Source organism: Butyrivibrio sp. VCB2006, assembly GCF_000420945.1.
Taxonomy (GTDB): domain Bacteria; phylum Bacillota; class Clostridia; order Lachnospirales; family Lachnospiraceae; genus Butyrivibrio.
Window position 1 is genome coordinate 85,290 of record NZ_ATVX01000008.1, and the last position, 18,984, is coordinate 104,273.

General features: G+C 40.7%; 17 protein-coding genes. 2 read left to right on the forward strand and 15 right to left on the reverse strand.

Annotation, left to right across the window (positions count from 1 at the left end; genetic code table 11):
- Nucleotides 1-133 precede the first annotated feature (133 nt).
- Nucleotides 134-916, forward strand: coding sequence for a formate/nitrite transporter family protein (locus tag G613_RS0109475; RefSeq protein WP_029232438.1), 783 nt, complete (start codon nucleotides 134-136; stop codon nucleotides 914-916).
- Here the strand turns inward: G613_RS0109475 and G613_RS0109480 are convergent.
- From G613_RS0109480 to G613_RS0109545, 14 genes are all read right to left on the reverse strand, one after another.
- Entirely contained in the window at nucleotides 906-2,051 is a 1,146-nt protein-coding gene (locus G613_RS0109480; RefSeq protein WP_029232439.1) for a hypothetical protein, read from the reverse strand. The two genes, G613_RS0109475 and G613_RS0109480, sit on opposite strands and share 11 nt — an antisense overlap.
- 172 nt (nucleotides 2,052-2,223) lie before the next feature.
- Entirely contained in the window at nucleotides 2,224-2,598 is a 375-nt protein-coding gene (locus G613_RS0109485) for a YccF domain-containing protein (RefSeq protein ID WP_029232440.1), read from the reverse strand.
- 111 nt (nucleotides 2,599-2,709) lie between these two features.
- Entirely contained in the window at nucleotides 2,710-3,678 is a 969-nt protein-coding gene (gene rhuM / locus G613_RS0109490; RefSeq protein ID WP_330361457.1) for a RhuM family protein, read from the reverse strand.
- Nucleotides 3,679-3,757: 79 nt separating this feature from the next.
- Nucleotides 3,758-4,360, reverse strand: coding sequence for an alpha/beta hydrolase (locus G613_RS0109495; RefSeq protein WP_029232442.1), 603 nt, complete (start codon nucleotides 4,358-4,360; stop codon nucleotides 3,758-3,760).
- Nucleotides 4,361-4,448: 88 nt separating this feature from the next.
- Complete coding sequence (locus G613_RS0109500) at nucleotides 4,449-5,219, reverse strand: hypothetical protein (RefSeq protein ID WP_029232443.1); 771 nt, start codon at nucleotides 5,217-5,219, stop codon at nucleotides 4,449-4,451.
- A 209-nt stretch (nucleotides 5,220-5,428) separates the two neighbouring features.
- Entirely contained in the window at nucleotides 5,429-5,845 is a 417-nt protein-coding gene (locus tag G613_RS0109510) for a GNAT family N-acetyltransferase (RefSeq protein ID WP_029232444.1), read from the reverse strand.
- A gap of 47 nt (nucleotides 5,846-5,892) precedes the next feature.
- A complete protein-coding gene (locus G613_RS0109515; protein WP_029232445.1) occupies nucleotides 5,893-6,549 on the reverse strand; it encodes a C39 family peptidase in 657 nt (218 codons plus the stop codon).
- 78 nt (nucleotides 6,550-6,627) lie between these two features.
- Nucleotides 6,628-6,789 carry a sodium ion-translocating decarboxylase subunit beta gene (locus tag G613_RS20120; RefSeq protein ID WP_155828061.1) on the reverse strand — a complete coding sequence of 54 codons (162 nt, stop codon included), beginning with the start codon at nucleotides 6,787-6,789 and terminating at the stop codon, nucleotides 6,628-6,630.
- A 160-nt stretch (nucleotides 6,790-6,949) separates the two neighbouring features.
- The gene (htpG, locus tag G613_RS0109520) at nucleotides 6,950-9,043 is read right to left on the reverse strand and encodes a molecular chaperone HtpG (RefSeq protein ID WP_029232446.1); all 2,094 of its coding nucleotides are present in this window, start codon (nucleotides 9,041-9,043) and stop codon (nucleotides 6,950-6,952) included.
- A 200-nt stretch (nucleotides 9,044-9,243) separates the two neighbouring features.
- Entirely contained in the window at nucleotides 9,244-10,320 is a 1,077-nt protein-coding gene (locus G613_RS0109525) for a peptidylprolyl isomerase (RefSeq protein WP_029232447.1), read from the reverse strand.
- A 65-nt stretch (nucleotides 10,321-10,385) separates the two neighbouring features.
- A complete protein-coding gene (locus G613_RS0109530) occupies nucleotides 10,386-11,828 on the reverse strand; it encodes an NAD(P)/FAD-dependent oxidoreductase (RefSeq protein WP_278246499.1) in 1,443 nt (480 codons plus the stop codon).
- A gap of 59 nt (nucleotides 11,829-11,887) precedes the next feature.
- Complete coding sequence (locus G613_RS0109535; protein ID WP_029232449.1) at nucleotides 11,888-13,147, reverse strand: CapA family protein; 1,260 nt, start codon at nucleotides 13,145-13,147, stop codon at nucleotides 11,888-11,890.
- A 130-nt stretch (nucleotides 13,148-13,277) separates the two neighbouring features.
- Nucleotides 13,278-15,269, reverse strand: a complete 1,992-nt coding sequence (locus G613_RS0109540) for a 2-isopropylmalate synthase (RefSeq protein WP_029232450.1) — start codon at nucleotides 15,267-15,269, stop codon at nucleotides 13,278-13,280.
- Between the two features lie 323 nt (nucleotides 15,270-15,592).
- Nucleotides 15,593-15,997 (reverse strand): amino acid-binding protein, encoded by a 405-nt coding sequence (locus G613_RS0109545; RefSeq protein ID WP_029232451.1) that lies wholly within the window; start codon nucleotides 15,995-15,997, stop codon nucleotides 15,593-15,595.
- A gap of 658 nt (nucleotides 15,998-16,655) precedes the next feature.
- Between G613_RS0109545 and G613_RS0109550 the strand changes: the two genes are divergently transcribed.
- Nucleotides 16,656-18,188 (forward strand): glycoside hydrolase family 43 protein, encoded by a 1,533-nt coding sequence (locus G613_RS0109550; RefSeq protein WP_029232452.1) that lies wholly within the window; start codon nucleotides 16,656-16,658, stop codon nucleotides 18,186-18,188.
- Nucleotides 18,189-18,244: 56 nt separating this feature from the next.
- On the opposite strand, the gene G613_RS0109555 is transcribed toward G613_RS0109550, so the two are convergent.
- Entirely contained in the window at nucleotides 18,245-18,856 is a 612-nt protein-coding gene (locus tag G613_RS0109555) for a CPBP family intramembrane glutamic endopeptidase (protein ID WP_029232453.1), read from the reverse strand.
- Between the last annotated feature and the right edge of the window lie 128 nt (nucleotides 18,857-18,984).

Consider the following 18,984-nt stretch of genomic DNA (forward strand, 5'->3'; position numbering starts at 1 on the left):
TATTCGGTATTGTACTATATAATGTATGAATAATCATTTTCAAACTACTAAATAAATACTGATAAGCTTGAAGGTTTATGGATATCTAAAGCTTACTTTGTCGCTATATACCCGGATTAAAGGAGGATTAAATATGAAATCACCCGCTGAAATAGCAGTTAAATATGAATCTGTTGGAAAGGGAAAAACTGAGCTTAATGCTCTTAAGACATTTCTTTTAGGAATACTGGCAGGAGCATACATTGCTCTTGGAGGACTTGGAAGCCAGATAGCAAGCTGTACTGCGGCAGATCCTTCAAGTGCCCGCATGATCAGTAGTGTGGTGTTCCCTATAGGTCTTTTTATGGTTCTTGTTGGAGGTGCTGAGCTCTTTACTGGAAACTGCCTTATTATAATCCCTGTATTATCAGGCAAGGCTAAGCTTTCAGGAATGCTTAAAAACTGGGTTTTAGTATATTTCGGAAATATGGTCGGGGGATTTCTTATTGCTCTTATCGCATCAACCTCCCACATTTACTCATTTGCAAATAATGCCCTGGCAGAGGCAGTTATAAACACCGCCGTTGCCAAGGCAAATATCTCTTTTAGTGACGGACTCCTTAGAGGAATCCTGTGTAATGTTCTTGTATGTCTTGCTGTATGGTGCTCATTTTCAGCAGACGAGGTTGCCGGAAAAGTCCTTGCTCTTTGGCTTCCTGTAATGCTCTTTATCATCTGCGGCTTTGAACACTGCGTAGCCAACATGTACTTCATTCCTGCAGGAATGCTGACATCCGCTATTTATGGACTTCCGGCTGATGGTCTTAGCTTGTTTGGTTTCTTCGTAACAAACCTGATTCCTGTAACTATTGGAAACATCATTGGCGGCTCAGTTTGTGTCGGTGCCATGTACTACGCGATTTACCTTAAGAAATAACATTATAGTTAAATTCTCTGGCAAGGCCCATAAGTCCTGCAATCCAAAGCGCATCAGCTTGCTGTTGCGCTTTTTCCATGTCTAAATCTATGCGCTCTCTGACTATGGGAGACGGAAATTTCTTAAGTACAGCAAGAGCTCTTTGATAATCAGGTTTAGAAATATCTTTCATACAGTCAAACAGAAAGTCCATTCCAACTTTTGACTCAGGAAATTCATACTTGGCAATAAGTCTTACTGAGTTATAAGTAGCATTCTCATTGTCTTCCCTATACTGCATGAAATCAGCAAGATCCCACCCAAGGGGCTTATTTAAATCTATAGCTCTCTTCAGAATATCGATCTCGCAATCCAAAAGGATTTCATTATAAAAGAGAGATTTGGTTTTACTTAGCTTGGCCTTAGAACCCTTACCCGGCTTGCCAACGCATTTTTCAAAGGTGGTTCTGGCCTTAGCGTTCCTATGAGAATTTTCGTAATAAGAATTGTTCTCTCTGGCACGAATCTCCTTGTCAAAAGAAAGCCTTAAGTCATTCCAGTCAGCCTTGGCAATGGATGATTTCTTTTCAGCTGTAACTTTGGCAAATGCTTCTTTGTACTTCCAATCGTCCCACCTGTAAAAAGAATCATCGACGCCAATTGTTTTAAAGTCGCTACCAAACATTTCGCGCAGCCCAACGAAGGTATTCTTATCTGTGATGTTTTTCACCACAGCTCTGCCGCCATCAATCATAGTAAACTGGAGGTCATTATTATGCTTTTTAACCTCTGCCACCAGCTTGGTTGGGAAATTCTTGTAACTAATGCAGAACCACCTGGTCCCCACCAGAAGATCTTCGCATACTGTGCCATCCTTGGTGACGTAGTATTCAAACATCTCATCCTTGAGAAGCCTAATGGATCTAATAAGTCCAAATCTATACGCCCAGTGCGGCACATACTGGCAATTCTGGACGCCAAAATAAAACAGTCCTATAAAACCAGCTAAATAAAGTGCAAATCCCGCCTCTGAAATAAAGCCTCCAATCCTGACAAGCTCCTTAAACGCTCCTGGAAATAAGAGAATACTAAATATAAAGGCAATCTTGAGAAAGAGATCACCGGTTCTAACTGAACATCTAAAAACACGTAACATATAGAACTATTCAAATATCCTTTCATATAGACAAATCTTTGTAATGCATATATGACACTATATCATCTTTTGTCATTTAATGAAAAAGAACTGGACCAGATGTCATATAATCTGATCCAGCTTAGTGAAACTTGCTCATATTATTTGTGATAGTTAATTTCCAGTACTCTTCTTATGCAAAATGAACTCTTCTTACAGTTGTTCCAAAAGGCATGAGTGATACTTTTGCTATCTTAAAGAACTGTTTTCCAAAAGGAATTCCTACGATAGTGATGCAAAAAAGACATCCAAGTATAAAGTTGATTAGTGCAAGCTCAATGCCACTTACAAAGAACCAGATCACATTCAGGACAAAGGAAACGCATCCGCCATCGGACTCTACTTCTTTTCCGAAAGGATTAAGTGAAATAGAAGCAAGCTTAAAGCACTGGAATCCCACTGGAATTCCCACAATTGTTATACACCAGAAGCATCCTGCAATTATCCATGAAAACCAACTGATAAAGCCACCACAAATTATCCAAAGTATATTTCCTAAAATTCTCATTTTTTAAATCTCCTTTGTTTTTTTGTTTGATGCTCATATATACGAAACTGGTTTGTTGTGTGGCAAATCTATTTTGTAAAATTATGTTCGGAGATTATGTTCGAATATAACTTACAATGTCAAAAAATTCATCACAAGAGATATCATAATCTCTTTTTCTTCTGGTTTAGACTCTGCTATCATAAGTGTTATCGCAACAAGCTCTCCATCACTGATTCTCTTTGTTCCATCCTTCAGCAAAATATCATTCCCACTAAGAAAGTCCAAAAACAATGATGCTGCAATGCGCTTGCATCCATCATTATATGGATGATCCTTCACAAGGAAATACAAAAGATTTGCAGCTTTTTCCTCTAATGATGGATACGCATCCTCACCAAAAGCGCTCTGGTATATTGAAGCAAGTATACCTTCAACTTTTCCGTGTTCTTTCTCTACTCCAAAAACATCAGTCTGAAATTGAGTTTTCATGGCATCTACAATTTCACAACATCTTTTATAAGATATTACATATGTTGGTTTACTACCTTTGGGGCGTTTAAGTGACTGATGATCATAGTCATCCAGCAAAGAAAGTGCTTCAGTATACATATTAACTGCTTTTAGCACATCCTTCTCTTCTACATCAAGAGCATCTGCCAACATCCTTGTTTGGATACTAACTGTTTTTTCAAGAGCTTTAAGTCTCTTTTCATTTATTGCATAGCCCTTTACAATGTACTGTTTCAATACTGAATTAGCCCACTGCCTAAACTCAACGCCTCTTTGGGATTTCACACGGTATCCTACAGAAATAATTACGTCCAAGGTATAAAATGATACTCTTTGTTTAACACCATCAACACGCATTTTTTGCGTGTTGTTATCTTTATCGATTTCCCCTTCAGAAAATACGTTATTTATATGCTTACGAATGGTCTTCTCATCTCTGTCGAACAGCTGAGCCATCTGATTTGCAGTAAGCCATACCATTTCATTTTCTAGGGCAACTGGTAACTTAACAGACCTATCCTTAGTTTCAAAAAGAACAATTTCGTTTTCTTTATTCATAATCCTTTGTTTATCCTTTATAAATGCCAAATACTGTCATGAATAATAATCGCATATATATTGGCATTTCGCATTTAACGCATGGTTGAATATCATTATCACTGTAATATTACTTAAATCTTATAAGCCACCTTTTCCTGAATTCTGTTTGCTCATCTGTATGGAACCAGTGCTCTCCATTAGGCATTACGGATAAATCAGCACCTATTACTTCTGCAAATGACTCCATTGTTTCTAATGATTGGAAGTGGTCTTTCTCACCATACAAAATAAAAGTAGGTACATTCCATACTATAGGATGATTTCTTACCCACACAAGATAGTCCCATGAGAGGACTTCGCCTTCGGGAAGATGAATTGTGCTTTTAGCTTTCAAATCCTCGTCGGATACATCTGCATGCTTCATCATATCCTGTATCAAGCGCTCCATATCTACGATAGGAGAGACAAAAAGCGCCTTTTGGATCATAACCCCTGTACCAGAAACCATTAGAAAATACGCCCCCAAACTAGATGCAAGAACAGTAATAGATGTGTATTTTTCTGCCAACTTTAAGAAATATTCTTTATACTCACTTTCCGCTTCCCAAGGCGTCTCTGATTTATAATCAAAGCCATATGTATCATAATCGGGGAAAATGGACTTAAACTGTTCTGAAGCAGAGGCTGTACCACCCTTATCATGTATGTATACTAATGCTTTATCTTTCATTGTATATCCTCAAATTCATGATTGTCCTTTATTGTAGATAATACTGCAAGATAATCGTTTCAAAATCGTTCAAAGATTAGAATGTGAACTACTCTTCTTCAGCAAGTTGCATCAAAAGAGGCTTGGCATCGATACTGGTGTCATTCAAATTGCATCTCATCTTATCTGCAAGATCAAGATTGGATAGTATCTCTTCCTTTGTGACTTTCAGACTCTTTTTACTTTTGATCAGCTCTTCATACTCTCTTCCATCCGCACGATACGAAGTGAACGATGACTGCACATCCCGAATAAACCATGCTATCCTTACGTCAAGATCCTCAAATCGTTTTTCCTGGCAGAACCTGCTATACATTTCTTTATAGTCTTCACGACTATCAACTTTTAACAGCTCCTGCAGAATATACTCTTCGAAGTCATTTCTAATATATTTCTTAATCTCTTCAACAGGCATCTCTACAGGCATTCCATCCCTAAAGCCTCCTATATTGTAACCATCAATGTCATACAATGGTGAGCACATTCCATAGTACGGCAGAAAAAAATTGCTGTCTAATTTCATCTCACCTATCCCATATTGGGGTTTTGCTCCATTCCTTCCATCATAAAGGCTGATGCGAAAGCCAAAAGAGGCTCCGGAAAGAATATTATTGAACCTGTTTCCATCCATGTGTATGACAAGTTTCTCCCCATCTGATAACTTCCTGCACCAGGTATTTCCACCTGTAGTAAACCCATGCTCTTTTAACATGGGTTTTATGAGTTCCTTGACCACTGCATCCCTTATCTCAAACGGATTACTTTTGATCAGGCTTCGTGCCTCATTGTACACATCTTCAAAAGTCATTTTTTCTTCCAAAACTATTTTTTCTCCTTTTAGATTTGCTTTGCCAAGATCTCTGATAATATCAACGTATCTCCCGGTTTTGTTTCTTAATAACCTGAACTATGTGATCAGAGTATCCCATCAGATCTGCTCGTTCTGCTGTCGCAATAAGATATTGAATCCACTCAGAATAAGATTTCACTTGTTCTTCCCCCAATAAAACATAAAACTGGAAGATAATCCTATATCTCTATCATTTTTCTAATGCCATTTGGTATTACTTCGAAACCAAGTTTCTGATAAAAACCTTCTTTTCCCTTGGCAGAAACTCCGCCTATAGTAGTGAATTTCCCTGTAGAAGAATTCTTCACAGCATAGTCTACAAGGTGATTGACAATCATGGTCCCTATACCCATGCCCTGATATTCAGGCAAAACCACTATTTCCTGCAGATACCAATACATCGCACCATCGCCAACAAGTCTGCCCATTCCTATTAGTTCACCGTTTTTCAAAGCAGAGACATTTATAAGGCCATTCTGGAGCGCCTTTCTTGCGTGTTCTATAGGAATATCAGCAAATGCTGTAGCATTTCTAAGCCTCACAAAATCCTCAGGTTTAAGAATATTATCAACGAGTTCAATCTCATTAAGCTTCATTATGTAACACTCCATTGTAAGTTTTACTGATAGTTAAATCTTAATCTTTATTGCACAGTAAAAATCGTATTTTTCTCAAACATGCCTATAGCAAATGCCAATTTAAAATAAAAGGGCATGTTTTTATAGGCTTCAAAACTTGTGCGCTGTAAGAATTCATCTACGGATATATCTTCAACATAACCATAAGGATTTGCTACAGTTATCTTGTCATTGGGAATATCCATCCCAACAAGCAGGGAATAATGAAGAGTCCATACATCTCCATACTTTGCTGCCCACTCGAATGGAACAGGCACCCCGTTTTCCAGGTTTTCATAGGCCGCATCAATCAAGTCCTTGTTTGTCATGTATTTATGGATTGTTGTGGTATACTCTGGAAAGCGCTTGTTCATTTCTTCACAGAATTTATCTCCGGTCGAAGTCACTACTTTGCCATATTCCTTACACAGGTCTTCTTCTGTCAAATTCCCACCATTCCACGCTGAAAACATTTCGATACATGCATAGCCACAGGAAACATCCTGGGTTATTACTTCCACTCCTTCAACATATACCGGAGAGCTGTATTTCTCATTTCCATATATCTCTGAATTGTCCGTTAAAATCCGTCCTGTCTGAATATGTACTTTTACCAAAAGCCCTGCCACTACTACAATAATCAAAGCTATAAATATAAGAATAACACGAATTATCTTCTTCAAAGCGCCTCCCTGTTTTGTACATAATACTGAATATTATTTTCTTTTCCTAATCATAACAACTCCTGCTGCAAGAAGTGCCTATCCAACAACAATCCCAATAATCAATGACCACGGATCCACTTTCCCTGCTAGGAATATAGAAGTAGGTCCATCAGCTCCACCGATAATTGAGACCGAATGAGCTCTCCTTGTTAAAAGAGTTAAAGCAACCACCGCTATTCCAATAATTGCTACAATTATTCCAACTTATGAATTATCATACATTGTTTCAGGCAAAAGAAAAAGCCTACGCCGTAAGGCGCATCAATAGCTGAACAATTTCCCATTACATAAAAGAGCTTCTGCCAGTCTTAAACAAACTGACAGAAGCTCTTTTTAACTATTCATATTATTTATCTAATCATTTAGCAAGAACCATCATAATCTCATTACTACGTGCAACGAACTTAGCCATAGCTTCGCCCTCAAGTGGAGCGTTCTGGATACGGGCAAGGTCGTAGAGCTGTTCGCAGATCATCTTGGTGTTGTCGTTATCCTCATTGTCCATTACATACTGAACAAGAGGATGGTTAGCATTGAGGATAAGGGTCTGGCCTTCGTTACCAAAGTCGCCCATGCTCATGCCGTTCATAGCATACATCTTCATCATCTCAGCCATACGTCTTGATTCCTCAGATACAGTGAGCATTGAAGACATCTTCTTATCCTTGAGTTTCTCAAGCTTAACAGTAAGCTTGTCGTTCTTAAGGGCCTTCTTAATCTTCTCAGCGAGCTCTTTTTCTTTTTCCTCAAGCTCAGCTGCTGCCTTCTTGCTTGTCTTGGACTTGAAGGTATCTGTAAGGTCAGCATCGATTCTCTTAAAGGAAATGCCCTCGTTCTTACTCTCAAGCTGTTGCATGAAAGGTACATCGATGTTGTGGTTCATGATGAAGGCTTCCATTTTCTGTGCCTTGAACATCTTGATGTACTGGCTCTGCTGCTGCTCGTCTGTTACATAGTAGATGGTGCGAGGCTCTTTGTCTTTTTCCTCATCCTTCTTGTCATCTTCAGCCTTAGCAGCCTCGTCTACTACTTCTGCCTCAACCTTCTCACCGTTCTCATCAACTGCTTCAGCCTTGGCAGCCTCTTCCTCTGCAGCCTTGTTGATCTGAAGAGCCTCAGGAGTTGTGAGATACTTGCCATCAAGATTCTTGAAGAGGATGTAATCTGTCATCTTCTCGCAGAACTTGTCATCGCGAAGGCAACCATATTTGATGAATGGGCTGATGTCATCCCAATACTTGTCGTAGTTCTCTTTGTCTGTCTTGCAAAGACCTGCAAGCTTCTCTGCAACCTTCTTAGAAATGTACTCAGAAATCTTCTTAACAAATCCATCGTTCTGAAGAGCAGATCTTGAAACGTTAAGAGGAAGATCAGGACAGTCAATTACGCCCTTAAGGAGCATAAGATACTCAGGAATTACTTCCTTGATGTTATCTGCGATGAATACCTGGTTGTTGTAGAGCTTAATTGTTCCCTCGATTGACTCAAACTCCATGTTGATCTTAGGGAAGTAAAGGATACCCTTTAAGTTGAAAGGATAGTCCATGTTAAGGTGAATCCAGAAAAGAGGCTCCTTGTAATCGCGGAATACCTTTCTGTAGAACTCCTTGTACTCCTCATCTGTGCAATCCTTAGGTGTCTTAGCCCAGAGAGGATGTGTATCGTTAAGAAGCTGAGGACGTCTCTTGATCTTAAGCTTCTTCTCTTCTTCCTTAGCCTCTTCGCCTTCCTTAGCTTCCTTTTTCTCAGGCTCGATGGTCTCGATTACAACGTCGTCATCGCGCTTTTCTGACTCTTTGATTGTCTCTGTACCATCTTCATTCTCTTTTGAAAGATAAATCTCATAAGGCATGAATGAGCAGTACTTCTCAATTACTTCTCTAGCCTTGTACTCGTTGCAGAACTCAAGGCAGTCCTCTGAAAGGTGAAGTGTGATTGTTGTACCAACCTCAGCTTTGTTGCCGTCCTCCATCTCAAAGTCTGATCCACCATCGCAGGTCCAGTGTACAGACTCAGCATCTGACTTGTATGAACGTGTATCGATATCTACATAGTCAGATACCATGAAGGTTGAGTAGAAACCAAGTCCGAAATGACCAATGATCTGATCTGCATTAGCCTTGTCTTTGTACTTGTTAAGGAAATCTGTAGCACCTGAGAAAGCTACCTGGTTGATGTACTCCTCAACCTCCTCAGCTGTCATACCGATACCATTATCAGTGATCTTAATTGTCTTCTCTTTATCATTGAGCACAACATCTACACGAGGCTTGAAGCCATCCGGAAGTGTGTACTCACCCATCATATCCATCTTGCGGATCTTGGTGATAGCATCGCAAGCATTTGAAATTACTTCTCTGTAAAAAATATCATGATCCGAATACAACCATTTCTTGATGATTGGGAACATGTTCTCGCTGTTAATTGAAAGATTACCCTTTTTTGAAGCCATAATTCTCACTCCCTTTTAATATTTTTCGCCAGAAATATTTGTATAAAAAACTATTCCAGGCAATATATTTTCCGTACAAAAACTAGTTTAAGACCGCCCAAAACAAAAGTCAATAAAAAATTAGCACTCAGCTTTTACGAGTGCTAACAATCCCATAGTCAAAAAAATCCCCAACATCCATCAGGACATTGGGGATATCATCATTCACCAAAATATTCGTTGTATACGTTCCAAAGAGAGTTTGTAGTAACATTCTCATCTGAAGTTACCGTGATTGAATCCCACAGTTCTTCATTAAGCTCCTTGGTGAGAGTATCTACAAAAGCATCATACTGCTGCCCGAAAACTTCTCTTTTCCTCTCGGCAACAATCCTGACCTTGTTATATTCAGTCTCTTCCCTGTTGAAGGTAGTGACGCACTTGATGATCACATATCCATCGGCCACTTCCACTACATCACTTATTTCATCAGTTCCAAGATTGAACGCTGCTGTCTCATAGGCCTCTTCCATTTCTCCCTTGCCAAAAGAAATAGTGGATTCCTCTGCTTCATTGTACTCAGACATAAGTTCCTCAAAGCTGGTACCTTCCACCAGCTGATTCTTGATGCTCTTTGCCTTGAGATAAACAGTGTTTTTGGCGGTATCGGTATAGGGAACCTTTTCTCCGGATGCATCCAGATCATAGGTCTTTAGAAAAATCTGTTCCACTGTGATGGTTCTTGCTTCATCATCACTTATCTCGGGATTGATATCCCTGATAATATAGTCATAAAGCTTGTCCGCCAGGGCGTACTCAGAATAAATACGGGTAATATCCTCCAAGGTCACCCCGCACATAGCCTCAATGTCCTCCTCAGAAAGAGTATCATAATAAGCCTGTGCTGCCTTTCTGGCTGTTTCGATTTCGGAATCCTCCAGCACGATTTCCATGTCATTTGCCAAAAGATTCATAGCCTTGATCTGAGCAACCTTAGCAAGAATTGACTCCTTGAGCTGCTGCGCAACAGTGCCATCACTGGTCTGAGTGTCCCAAATTTCCGCTCCGAAGGTGCTCTCATAGCCATTCTGGGTATTTATAAGATAAACCATTATCTCCTGAATACTACAGACGCTGTCCTCAATTCTGAATATCTCGTCATCAGAAAAGCCTGTGGTAAAAACCACCTTCTTGGTCTCATCCGAAAAACCGCACCCGTTAAGATACACAAGCGCTAAAGAACTTACAATAAGGGCTGTCATTATTCTGTTGTGTAGTAACTTTCTTATTGTTTTCATGTAGTAGTAAACCTATGTGTAGCCCAACTAATAAACTTGATATCAAATCTATACAAATATAGATTTTAGTTTTCCAAAGATTTAATAATGCTGCGGGCAACGCTAAGTCCGTTTGCACTGGCCTGCTGAAGTCCACGTGTAACGCCTGCGCCGTCTCCAATAGCACGAAGACCCTTAATACTTGTCTCAAAGTCCTTGTTAACAATAACCTTGTTGGAGTAGAACTTAACCTCAACACCATAAAGAAGTGTCTCATCTGAGGCGATACCCGGTGTAACCTTATCAAGAGCCTGAATCATCTCATCAAGGTCAACCATGATTCTGTGTGGGAATACCAGTGAAAGATCTCCGGGAACCGCATCCTTAAGTGTTGGAATCAGGTTGTTTCTGCAAAGTCTCTCCTCTGTTGTTCTTCTGCCACGTCTGAAATCTCCGTAGGTCTGAACTAAAATTTTGCCACCGCAAAGCATGTTTGAAAGCTCTGCAATCTTTTTACCATATTCAATAGGTGTCTTGAAAGGCTTAGTAAAGTTCTTGGAAACCAAAAGAGCAAAGTTTGTATTGCTGGTCTTAAGGTCTTTTCCCTTATAAGCATGTCCGTTAACTACTGCAAGACCGTTCTCGTAGTACTCAGTTGCAACCTCTCCTGATGGGTTAGTACAGAAAGTACGAACCTTATCATCAAAGGTTGGTGTGTGATAAATAAGCTTAGCCTCGTAGAGATTCTCGTTGAGAAACTGCATAACTTCGTCTCTGACCTCAACTCGTACGCCCACATCAACAGTACCAGGCTTAGTCTCAATGCCGATTTCTTCGCATTTATCCTTGAACCAGTCTGCACCCTCACGGCCTACAGCACTGACAATTTCCTTGGCATAATATGTCTCGCCCTTATCAGTAGTAACACCCTTACATACACCGTCTTCAACGATTATATCTGTAACCATGGTGTTGAACTCGATCTCTACGCCCTTAGAGAGAACATGCTCCTGAAGCTTACTGTAAATCTTGTAACCTTCCTCTGTTCCAAGGTGTCTGATTGGGCACTCAACAAGCTTAAGATTGGCATTGATAGCTTTTCTGCGGATCTCTCTGATCTCCTGCTCCTTGTCAACGCCATATACACTCTTGTCTGCGCCAAACTTAAGATAGATTTCGTCTGACTCATGAATAAGAGTTGTAGCCACGTCATATCCCAGGATCTCAGGAAGATTTCCACCTACATCCGGTGAAAGAGAAAGCTTGCCATCTGAGAAAGCTCCTGCTCCGGCAAAACCTGTTGTGATTGAACAAGGCTTGCAGCCTGCACAGGTCTTGGTCACACGCTTAGGGCAATTTCTCTTTTCAATTGAGCGACCTTTTTCTATCATAAGGACCTTAAGATCAGGTCTTTTCTCCATAAGTTCGTAGGCACAAAAGATTCCTCCCGGGCCTGCTCCTATAATAATTACATCAACATTTTTAGCCATATAAAACCTCCATAGCATAAAGAAATATCTGCGAGCAATGTATTATAACATATTCTCTTTCTTTTGACATCAATGTCATCCCCGCAGTGTCTTAGCACTTACTTCCAACCATTGCCCCAAACCTTGTTGCACAAGTCCACGCAGTAGTCCCTGGAAAAAGCACCATCCTGAGTCTTTATCCTACTTTCTTTTCCCATTTCATCTGTATACTTGGAAAGAGGATAGACTGTAGCTCCGTGGTAGCCTCCGGTCAAATGGCATACAAGCGCCCTCACGCCATAATCAGCAATCACCACTTCGCCGTTATCATCCCTGGTTATTGTTATCTGGGCCATTCCTCCGACCATACGGTTTGCTATGTTCTTACCTGAGCTTGATGTCCAGCTGCAAAAATTCCCCAGTGAATAGTAAACCAGCATATCGCCGTTTCCATGGTTATTTGTTATTCCGGGATTTGAATCCTCCATCATCTCTATTGGTTCAATTACGTGAGGATGGGTGCCTATCACAAGGTCAGCGCCATTTTCTCTGAAGATTTCCGCCCACTTTGCCTGACTTTTATCTGTTCCAAGATTGTACTCTGTGCCCCAATGAGGACAAACCACTGTAAAATCAGCGTTTTCCTCGGCATACTTAAGGTCTTTTACCACCTTATCTTCCACCAGAAGGTCGACAGCATATGTCATATCCTTAGGCAGTGGAATGCCGTTTGTTCCATAGGTATAGTTCAAAAGAGCTATCTTGATACCATTCTTTTCTATTATCTTGACTGTATCTTTTTCTTCCTGGGATGCATTTATCCCAAGGACTGTTATATTCGGATAATTGTCTTTCCAGAAGTTATAAGAGTTAATAATGCCTGTCTTTCCCTTATCCAAAGCATGGTTAGTACCATGACACACCACATCAAATCCTGAATGTACCAGAGCATCACCAACTTCAAAAGGAGCATTGAAACATGGATATCCGGATATTCCAAGATCCTCACCTCCAAGGATTACCTCCTGATTGACAATGGCCACATCTGCGACCTTTATCTCATCTGTCATATTTTCAAACAGGAAATTGAAATCATAGAATCCATCACTGTCAACCGCAGCATTCTCAATTGGCATATGAAGGAGAACATCACCTACCATGGAGATTGTGACAGTTCCCGGAGTGCTCTGGCTTTTTTGTATTGCCGTAACCTTGGGCGAACTTAAGGTGTTCTGACTTGTAATGGTTTCTGAAGTTTTTTGCCCACTCCAGGCCGCTGATATCTGAGGCTGAGCTTTACCACATCCGGCCAAAACAGCGCAGGCAATCATGCAAGAGACTATTCTTTTTCCTGATATCATTACATAATTCTTTGCCATAAATATGTCACCTCTCCACCTATAATTATTCCACTTTTTTGGCCCAAAATACAAGAAAAAAGGATAACCCGTTTATCAATACGATACTCGGGTTATCCTCTATTAAACTATCACAATTTAGCTAATGACCTTATCTGCTGGTTCTGTACTGAACTGGTGTCATGCCGTATTTCTTCTTGAACAGTCTGTTGAAGTGTTCAACATTCTGGTAGCCTGCTGCCTCTGCAACCTTCTCAACCTTCATGTTGCCGTTTCTAAGAAGGGTGCTGGCCTTGTTAAGCCTTATTCTCTTAACATTCTCGCCAAAGGTCATGCCTGACTTTTCCTTAATATATTTGGAAAGATAGGGCTTACTCAAATAGAACTGGCTTGAGAGATCATCCAGGGTTACAGTCAGGTAATTCTCCTGAATATAATTGATGATGGAGTTGATTCTCTCATCCTTGCTATTCTTGATTTCTTTTACCTCGTCAATCTGATTAACTGCTATTACAAGAGCGTTGATTGAGGATCTGATGATATCTTCGTCGATTCCTACGCCCCAATACTTCTTGCCATTGTGTGTGATTCCAACATAAGTGCAGGCCTTGGATGAAGATCCTCTTGAAAGAGCGTGCTCTTCGTAGGTTGAAAGCTCGTAGCTTACGTTGAAGTACTGCTTGATAGCGTTGCTGACAGCATCAAGGCGACCATTACCATTGGCCTCAACCACATGCTCCTTGTCAGCATGAGCAATTGTAACCTCAGTCAAAATACCATCAATCTGCTTGAAGTGGCAGGCTGTGATCTTAAATACATTGTCATTATGAACGTACTTATCCTCAAAGATCTGATAGATTCTAGCAGGTGACAATTCAGCATGCTCTCTGTCTGAGATATCCTTGATGGTGTAGCTGACATCTGCCTGCATTTCCTTGGGAACCATCATGCCATAGTTTGTCTTGAGGATGTAGCTTACGCCGCCCTTACCGGACTGGCTGTTGATTCTGATAACATCTCCGTCGTACTCTCTGCCAAGATCCTTGGGATCAACAGGAAGATAAGGAACTGACCAGATGCCCTTGTCCTTCTTCTGATCATGCCACGCAAAGCCCTTGGAAATAGCATCCTGATGAGAACCGGAAAAAGCTGTAAACACAAGCTGTCCTGCATATGGCTGTCTCTCATAGATTCTCATTCTTGTGAGTCTTTCGTAAGCCTCACCAATTTCCGTGATATGGCTAAAATCAAGTCCCGGATCAACACCGTGGGAATACATATTGATTGCCAAAGTAACGATATCAACGTTTCCTGTTCTCTCGCCGTTTCCGAAAAGAGTTCCCTCAATTCTGTCAGCTCCTGCAAGGCATCCAAGCTCAGCGTCACTGACACCGGTTCCTCTGTCATTGTGAGGATGAAGTGAAAGAACTACAGCATCGCGGTACTTAAGGTTCTTACTGATATATTCAACCTGAGTAGCAAATACATGAGGCATTGCAATCTCTACTGTTGTAGGGATGTTGATTACAACCTTGTTTTTCTTGGTAGGCTTCCAAACATCCAAAACTGCGTTGCAGACTTCTACAGCGTAGTCTACCTCTGTTCCCGGGAAGCTCTCCGGAGAGTATTCAAAGGAGAAGTTTCCTGTTGTCTCTTTTGCCATTTTATCAAGAAGCTTTGCTCCATCGATTGCAATCTGCTTAACCTCTTCCTTGCTCTTTTTAAAAACCTGCTCACGCTGAGCAACGGAAGTTGAATTATACAAGTGGATGATTGCTCTCGGAGCTCCCTTAACCGCTTCGAAAGTTCTCTTAATGATGTGTTCTCTTGCCTGTGTCAGAACCTGAACTGTAACATCATCAGGAATCATGTTCTTCTCAATAAGAGTTCTGGCAAATTCAAACTCTGTCTCAGAAGCTGCCGGAAATCCGATCTCAATCTCTTTAAAGCCAAGGTTAACCAGCATTGTAAAAAATTCAAGCTTCTCATCAAGGCTCATTGGCTCAATAAGTGCCTGATTGCCATCACGAAGGTCTACACTGCACCAGATAGGTGGGTGATCTAAGTAGTCTTTCTTGACCCAGTCGTAGCTTGCCTTAGGTGGCATGAAATATTGACGCTGATACTTCTCGAAATTCTTCATAACGCTGCTCCCCTTTTCTTATGTGATCAAATTGATGTATTTTATCCTGTAATATTAATATCGGTCGTATTGGTTGATTATATTTACCCCTAAATAATAATTTTAATCATTATTTTATGATATTTATTATGTTACCATAAAAATGCGCAGTTACATCATGGTGAATTTAATCACTTTTGTTGATTAAATTTATCATTGATTCAGTATTTCTTTTGATTCCCGCTTCTATCCGGCATTCTTCGTCAAATTACCGCATTAAAGCGTCGGGACATAAAAAGAAATTGTTACCTCAGTATTATCGAAGCAACAATTCCATTTTTACATTAGTCGCACTTATAGCCCTTATTTACAAGAATATTCTCTACCGCATTAACATCCTCGGTATGCATAACCATGATAGGGTTACCAGTCTCTCTGTTAAAAGAAAGGTAGGTATAATCTACATTAATATGGCTGTCGTTAAGTGTCTTAAGGATATTATCAAGGGCACCTACCTCATCCTTACACTCAACAGCAAGGACAGATGAAGTCTTGCACATATATCCGGCACCGCGAAGTACCTCAATGCACTTATCTGAATCGGAAACCACCATTCTGATAATTCCGTACTCTGCTGAATCGTTGGTTACAGAGCCCAGAATATTGATCTCGTTCTCTCTAAGAAGTCCGGTGATATTCTGCAAACATCCCTTTTTATTTTCAGCATAAATTGAAACCTGCTTAAGCATTTCGTATCGTCCTCCAAGTAAGTATTTTGTTCACATCTAGTATATCAATAACACATTCTGTGTGCACATCAGTTTAGTCGGCATTACTCTTTTATCACTTTTTCACTTAAAAGTGCTAAAGCGTATTGTCTTTGTCTACTATACCATATTTGCGAGATTTGTAAAGCAGTTCATTTCAAGTATTTTTCTATCTTTAACTCCAATTGCTTTATATTCAACGTTCTATCCTCTGTCTCCATCGAGAATATCACATCTTCTCCTATAGCAAATCCATTCTCTTCATACAGATTCAGTTTCTGGCATGCTTTTTTGGCATATTCTCCATCAGAAATAAGGCCAAAATACCATTTCTGTTACACTTCGACAGGATAACTCATCTTCAATGCACAATTTTCTACAAAATATCTCATTTAGGGATTGTTGTGGCTGATAAAAATACCACCGAGCCGAATGGCTCAAATCATTTATTTGTAAAGCATTAGAACTATACTCTTAACATTGAAAAAAGTCAAATTCCCTTGCTATACATAGTGATCATTTCCAGCTATATCTAGCAATAATAAGGAATAATATAGCAAAAATCTGCAATATAAATACACATGTACTAGGTATAATTAGAAATGATAAAAAACAGTCATTATGCCTAGGAGAGGTTTCTATGAACAAAGAAAGCATAAATCCAATAATAAAGCTTGATTACCCAGATCCAGATATTATCCGCGTTGATAACACCTACTATATGGTCAGCACCACCATGTACTTCATGCCTGGCTGCGAGATTCTGCGTTCCTATGACCTGGTGCATTGGGAGCATGCCGCCTTTGTTTACGACAGATTGGATTCCACTCCTGCTCAGCGCCTTGAGGATAAAGATAATATCTACGGCCAGGGCATGTGGGCTGCAAGTCTGCGATATCATGAGGGCTATTTTTTCGTTGTCTTTGTATGCAATGACACGCATAAAACCTATGTTTATACATCCCGTAGCATCGATGGGCCTTGGGAAAAGAACTATCTCGATGGCTTCTATCACGATAATTCCGTTCTGTTCGATGATGACGGAAGGATTTATATTGTTTCAGGAAATAAAGATATCCACATAAAGGAGCTATCTCTTAAAAAAGCTGAGCTGGGGGTTACACTGACGGATAATACCAGCGATGACCGCGTGATAATCAGTGACTCCGACGATGTATACCTCGGCTACGAGGGTGCTCACTTCTACAAGATAAATGGTAAATACTACATCTTCCTGATTCATATGCCCAAGTCTATCGGAAAGCGCACAGAAGCAGTGTTCGTTGCTGATGATCCATATGGCCCTTATACCGGAAAAGATGTAATGTATGACGACAGAGGCTACCGCGGTTCAGGAGTAGCTCAGGGCGGCGTTGTTCAGACGCCTTCAGGAAAATGGTATTCAATTCTCTTCCAGGATAGCGGAGCTGTAGGAAGAATCCCAGTATTGATGCCAATTACATGGGATGAAGCCTCACCTTATCCGATATTTGGCGATGATGGCAAGATTCCAGAAGACTTTGAAATAGAAGATTTAAACCCTGGCTATAACTACACTCCGCTTGTTGGAAGCGATGATTTTAAAAGCGATGATGGCGAAAGCTTTGGCTTTATGAGCCGCTGGCAGTTTAACCACGAGCCTGACTTATCCTTAGTAAAAAGAGATACAGCAAAGGGCACAGTAACCATCACCACAGACAAGCTCTGTGATAACCTTGTTCAGGCCAAAAATATCCTGACTCAGCGCACTCTCTTCCCAAGCTGCACCTGCCGTATGGATGTTGATGCTTCTGATCTGTCCGAAGGTGACTACGCCGGACTTTGCATTCTCGAGAGCAATTACTGCTTTATCGGTGTTACAAAAAGAGATGGCAAGTTCTATCTGGTTCAGGGGAACCGTGAGATCACAACTGGCGGCTTCTGGGGTGAGAGGCATGACACTGAAAGCTTTGTTGAGCAGGAATGTACCGAGCTTGATAGTCCCAAGGTAACACTTCATGCGAATATTTGCTATGACGATGACACCGCCACCTTTGGATATCCCCAGCAATTCGGCGTCATCAACAAACTTCAGTTCAAGCTTGACCATTTCACCGGCGCACGTTTTGGACTTTTCGTATATAGCACAAAAGAAGCCAGCGGCAGTGCCAGCTTCTCAAACTTCGTATATTAAAAAAATATAGCCAGAGACCTCTTTTGCAGGCATCTGGCTATTTTTCTACAATATTCTCATCCTCTTTTTTCTTTCATCTTCCACAGGATCACAGCTCCAACAATATAAATCGGAAGTCCGGCGATATATCCGTTTGGTGCTGGGCCTAGGAGTCTCGTCGCTGCTACTACCGATGGTGCAGCCAGAGCAAGTGGAATTGTTGCTGCTCCGTTAAAGGCTCCGTGGAGAATTGCCGGATACCAGGTGCACTTTGATTTCTCGTATACATAGTCGCATAACACGCCCAGGAATACTGTGCATACGCAGAACGACACCATTCCAACTATAGGAAAACCCTTGTAATCCTTACCATACTCATATCCAGTCAAAAGAATCATCGGCCAGTGCCACATTCCCCAGATAATACCACCGAAGATAGAGCCGCCGACTCTTCCAAATCTCTCTTTTAACACAGGATACATGTAGCCTCGCCAGCCGGCCTCTTCGCCTACTGCAAAGATCATGTTGAGAAGAGGTCCATAAGCTATTGCGCTGATGGAACTTATAAGCATCTGTTGACCATAAGTTACTCCCAAAGTTTCCAACTGTTCAAGTGCAGCTTCCTGGCCATTTTCTGCAAAATATGCTCCGCTTACATCAAAGTGAGACGGAAAAATAACAAAGTACAAAACTGCGCGCATTTTGGAAACAAAAAATAGATTTGAATATATATGTTATACTAATAAGACACAGTAGCACTCAATTCACAGTTTTACTTTTTACACACCACAATAACTACACAGCTACTCATGGCAAC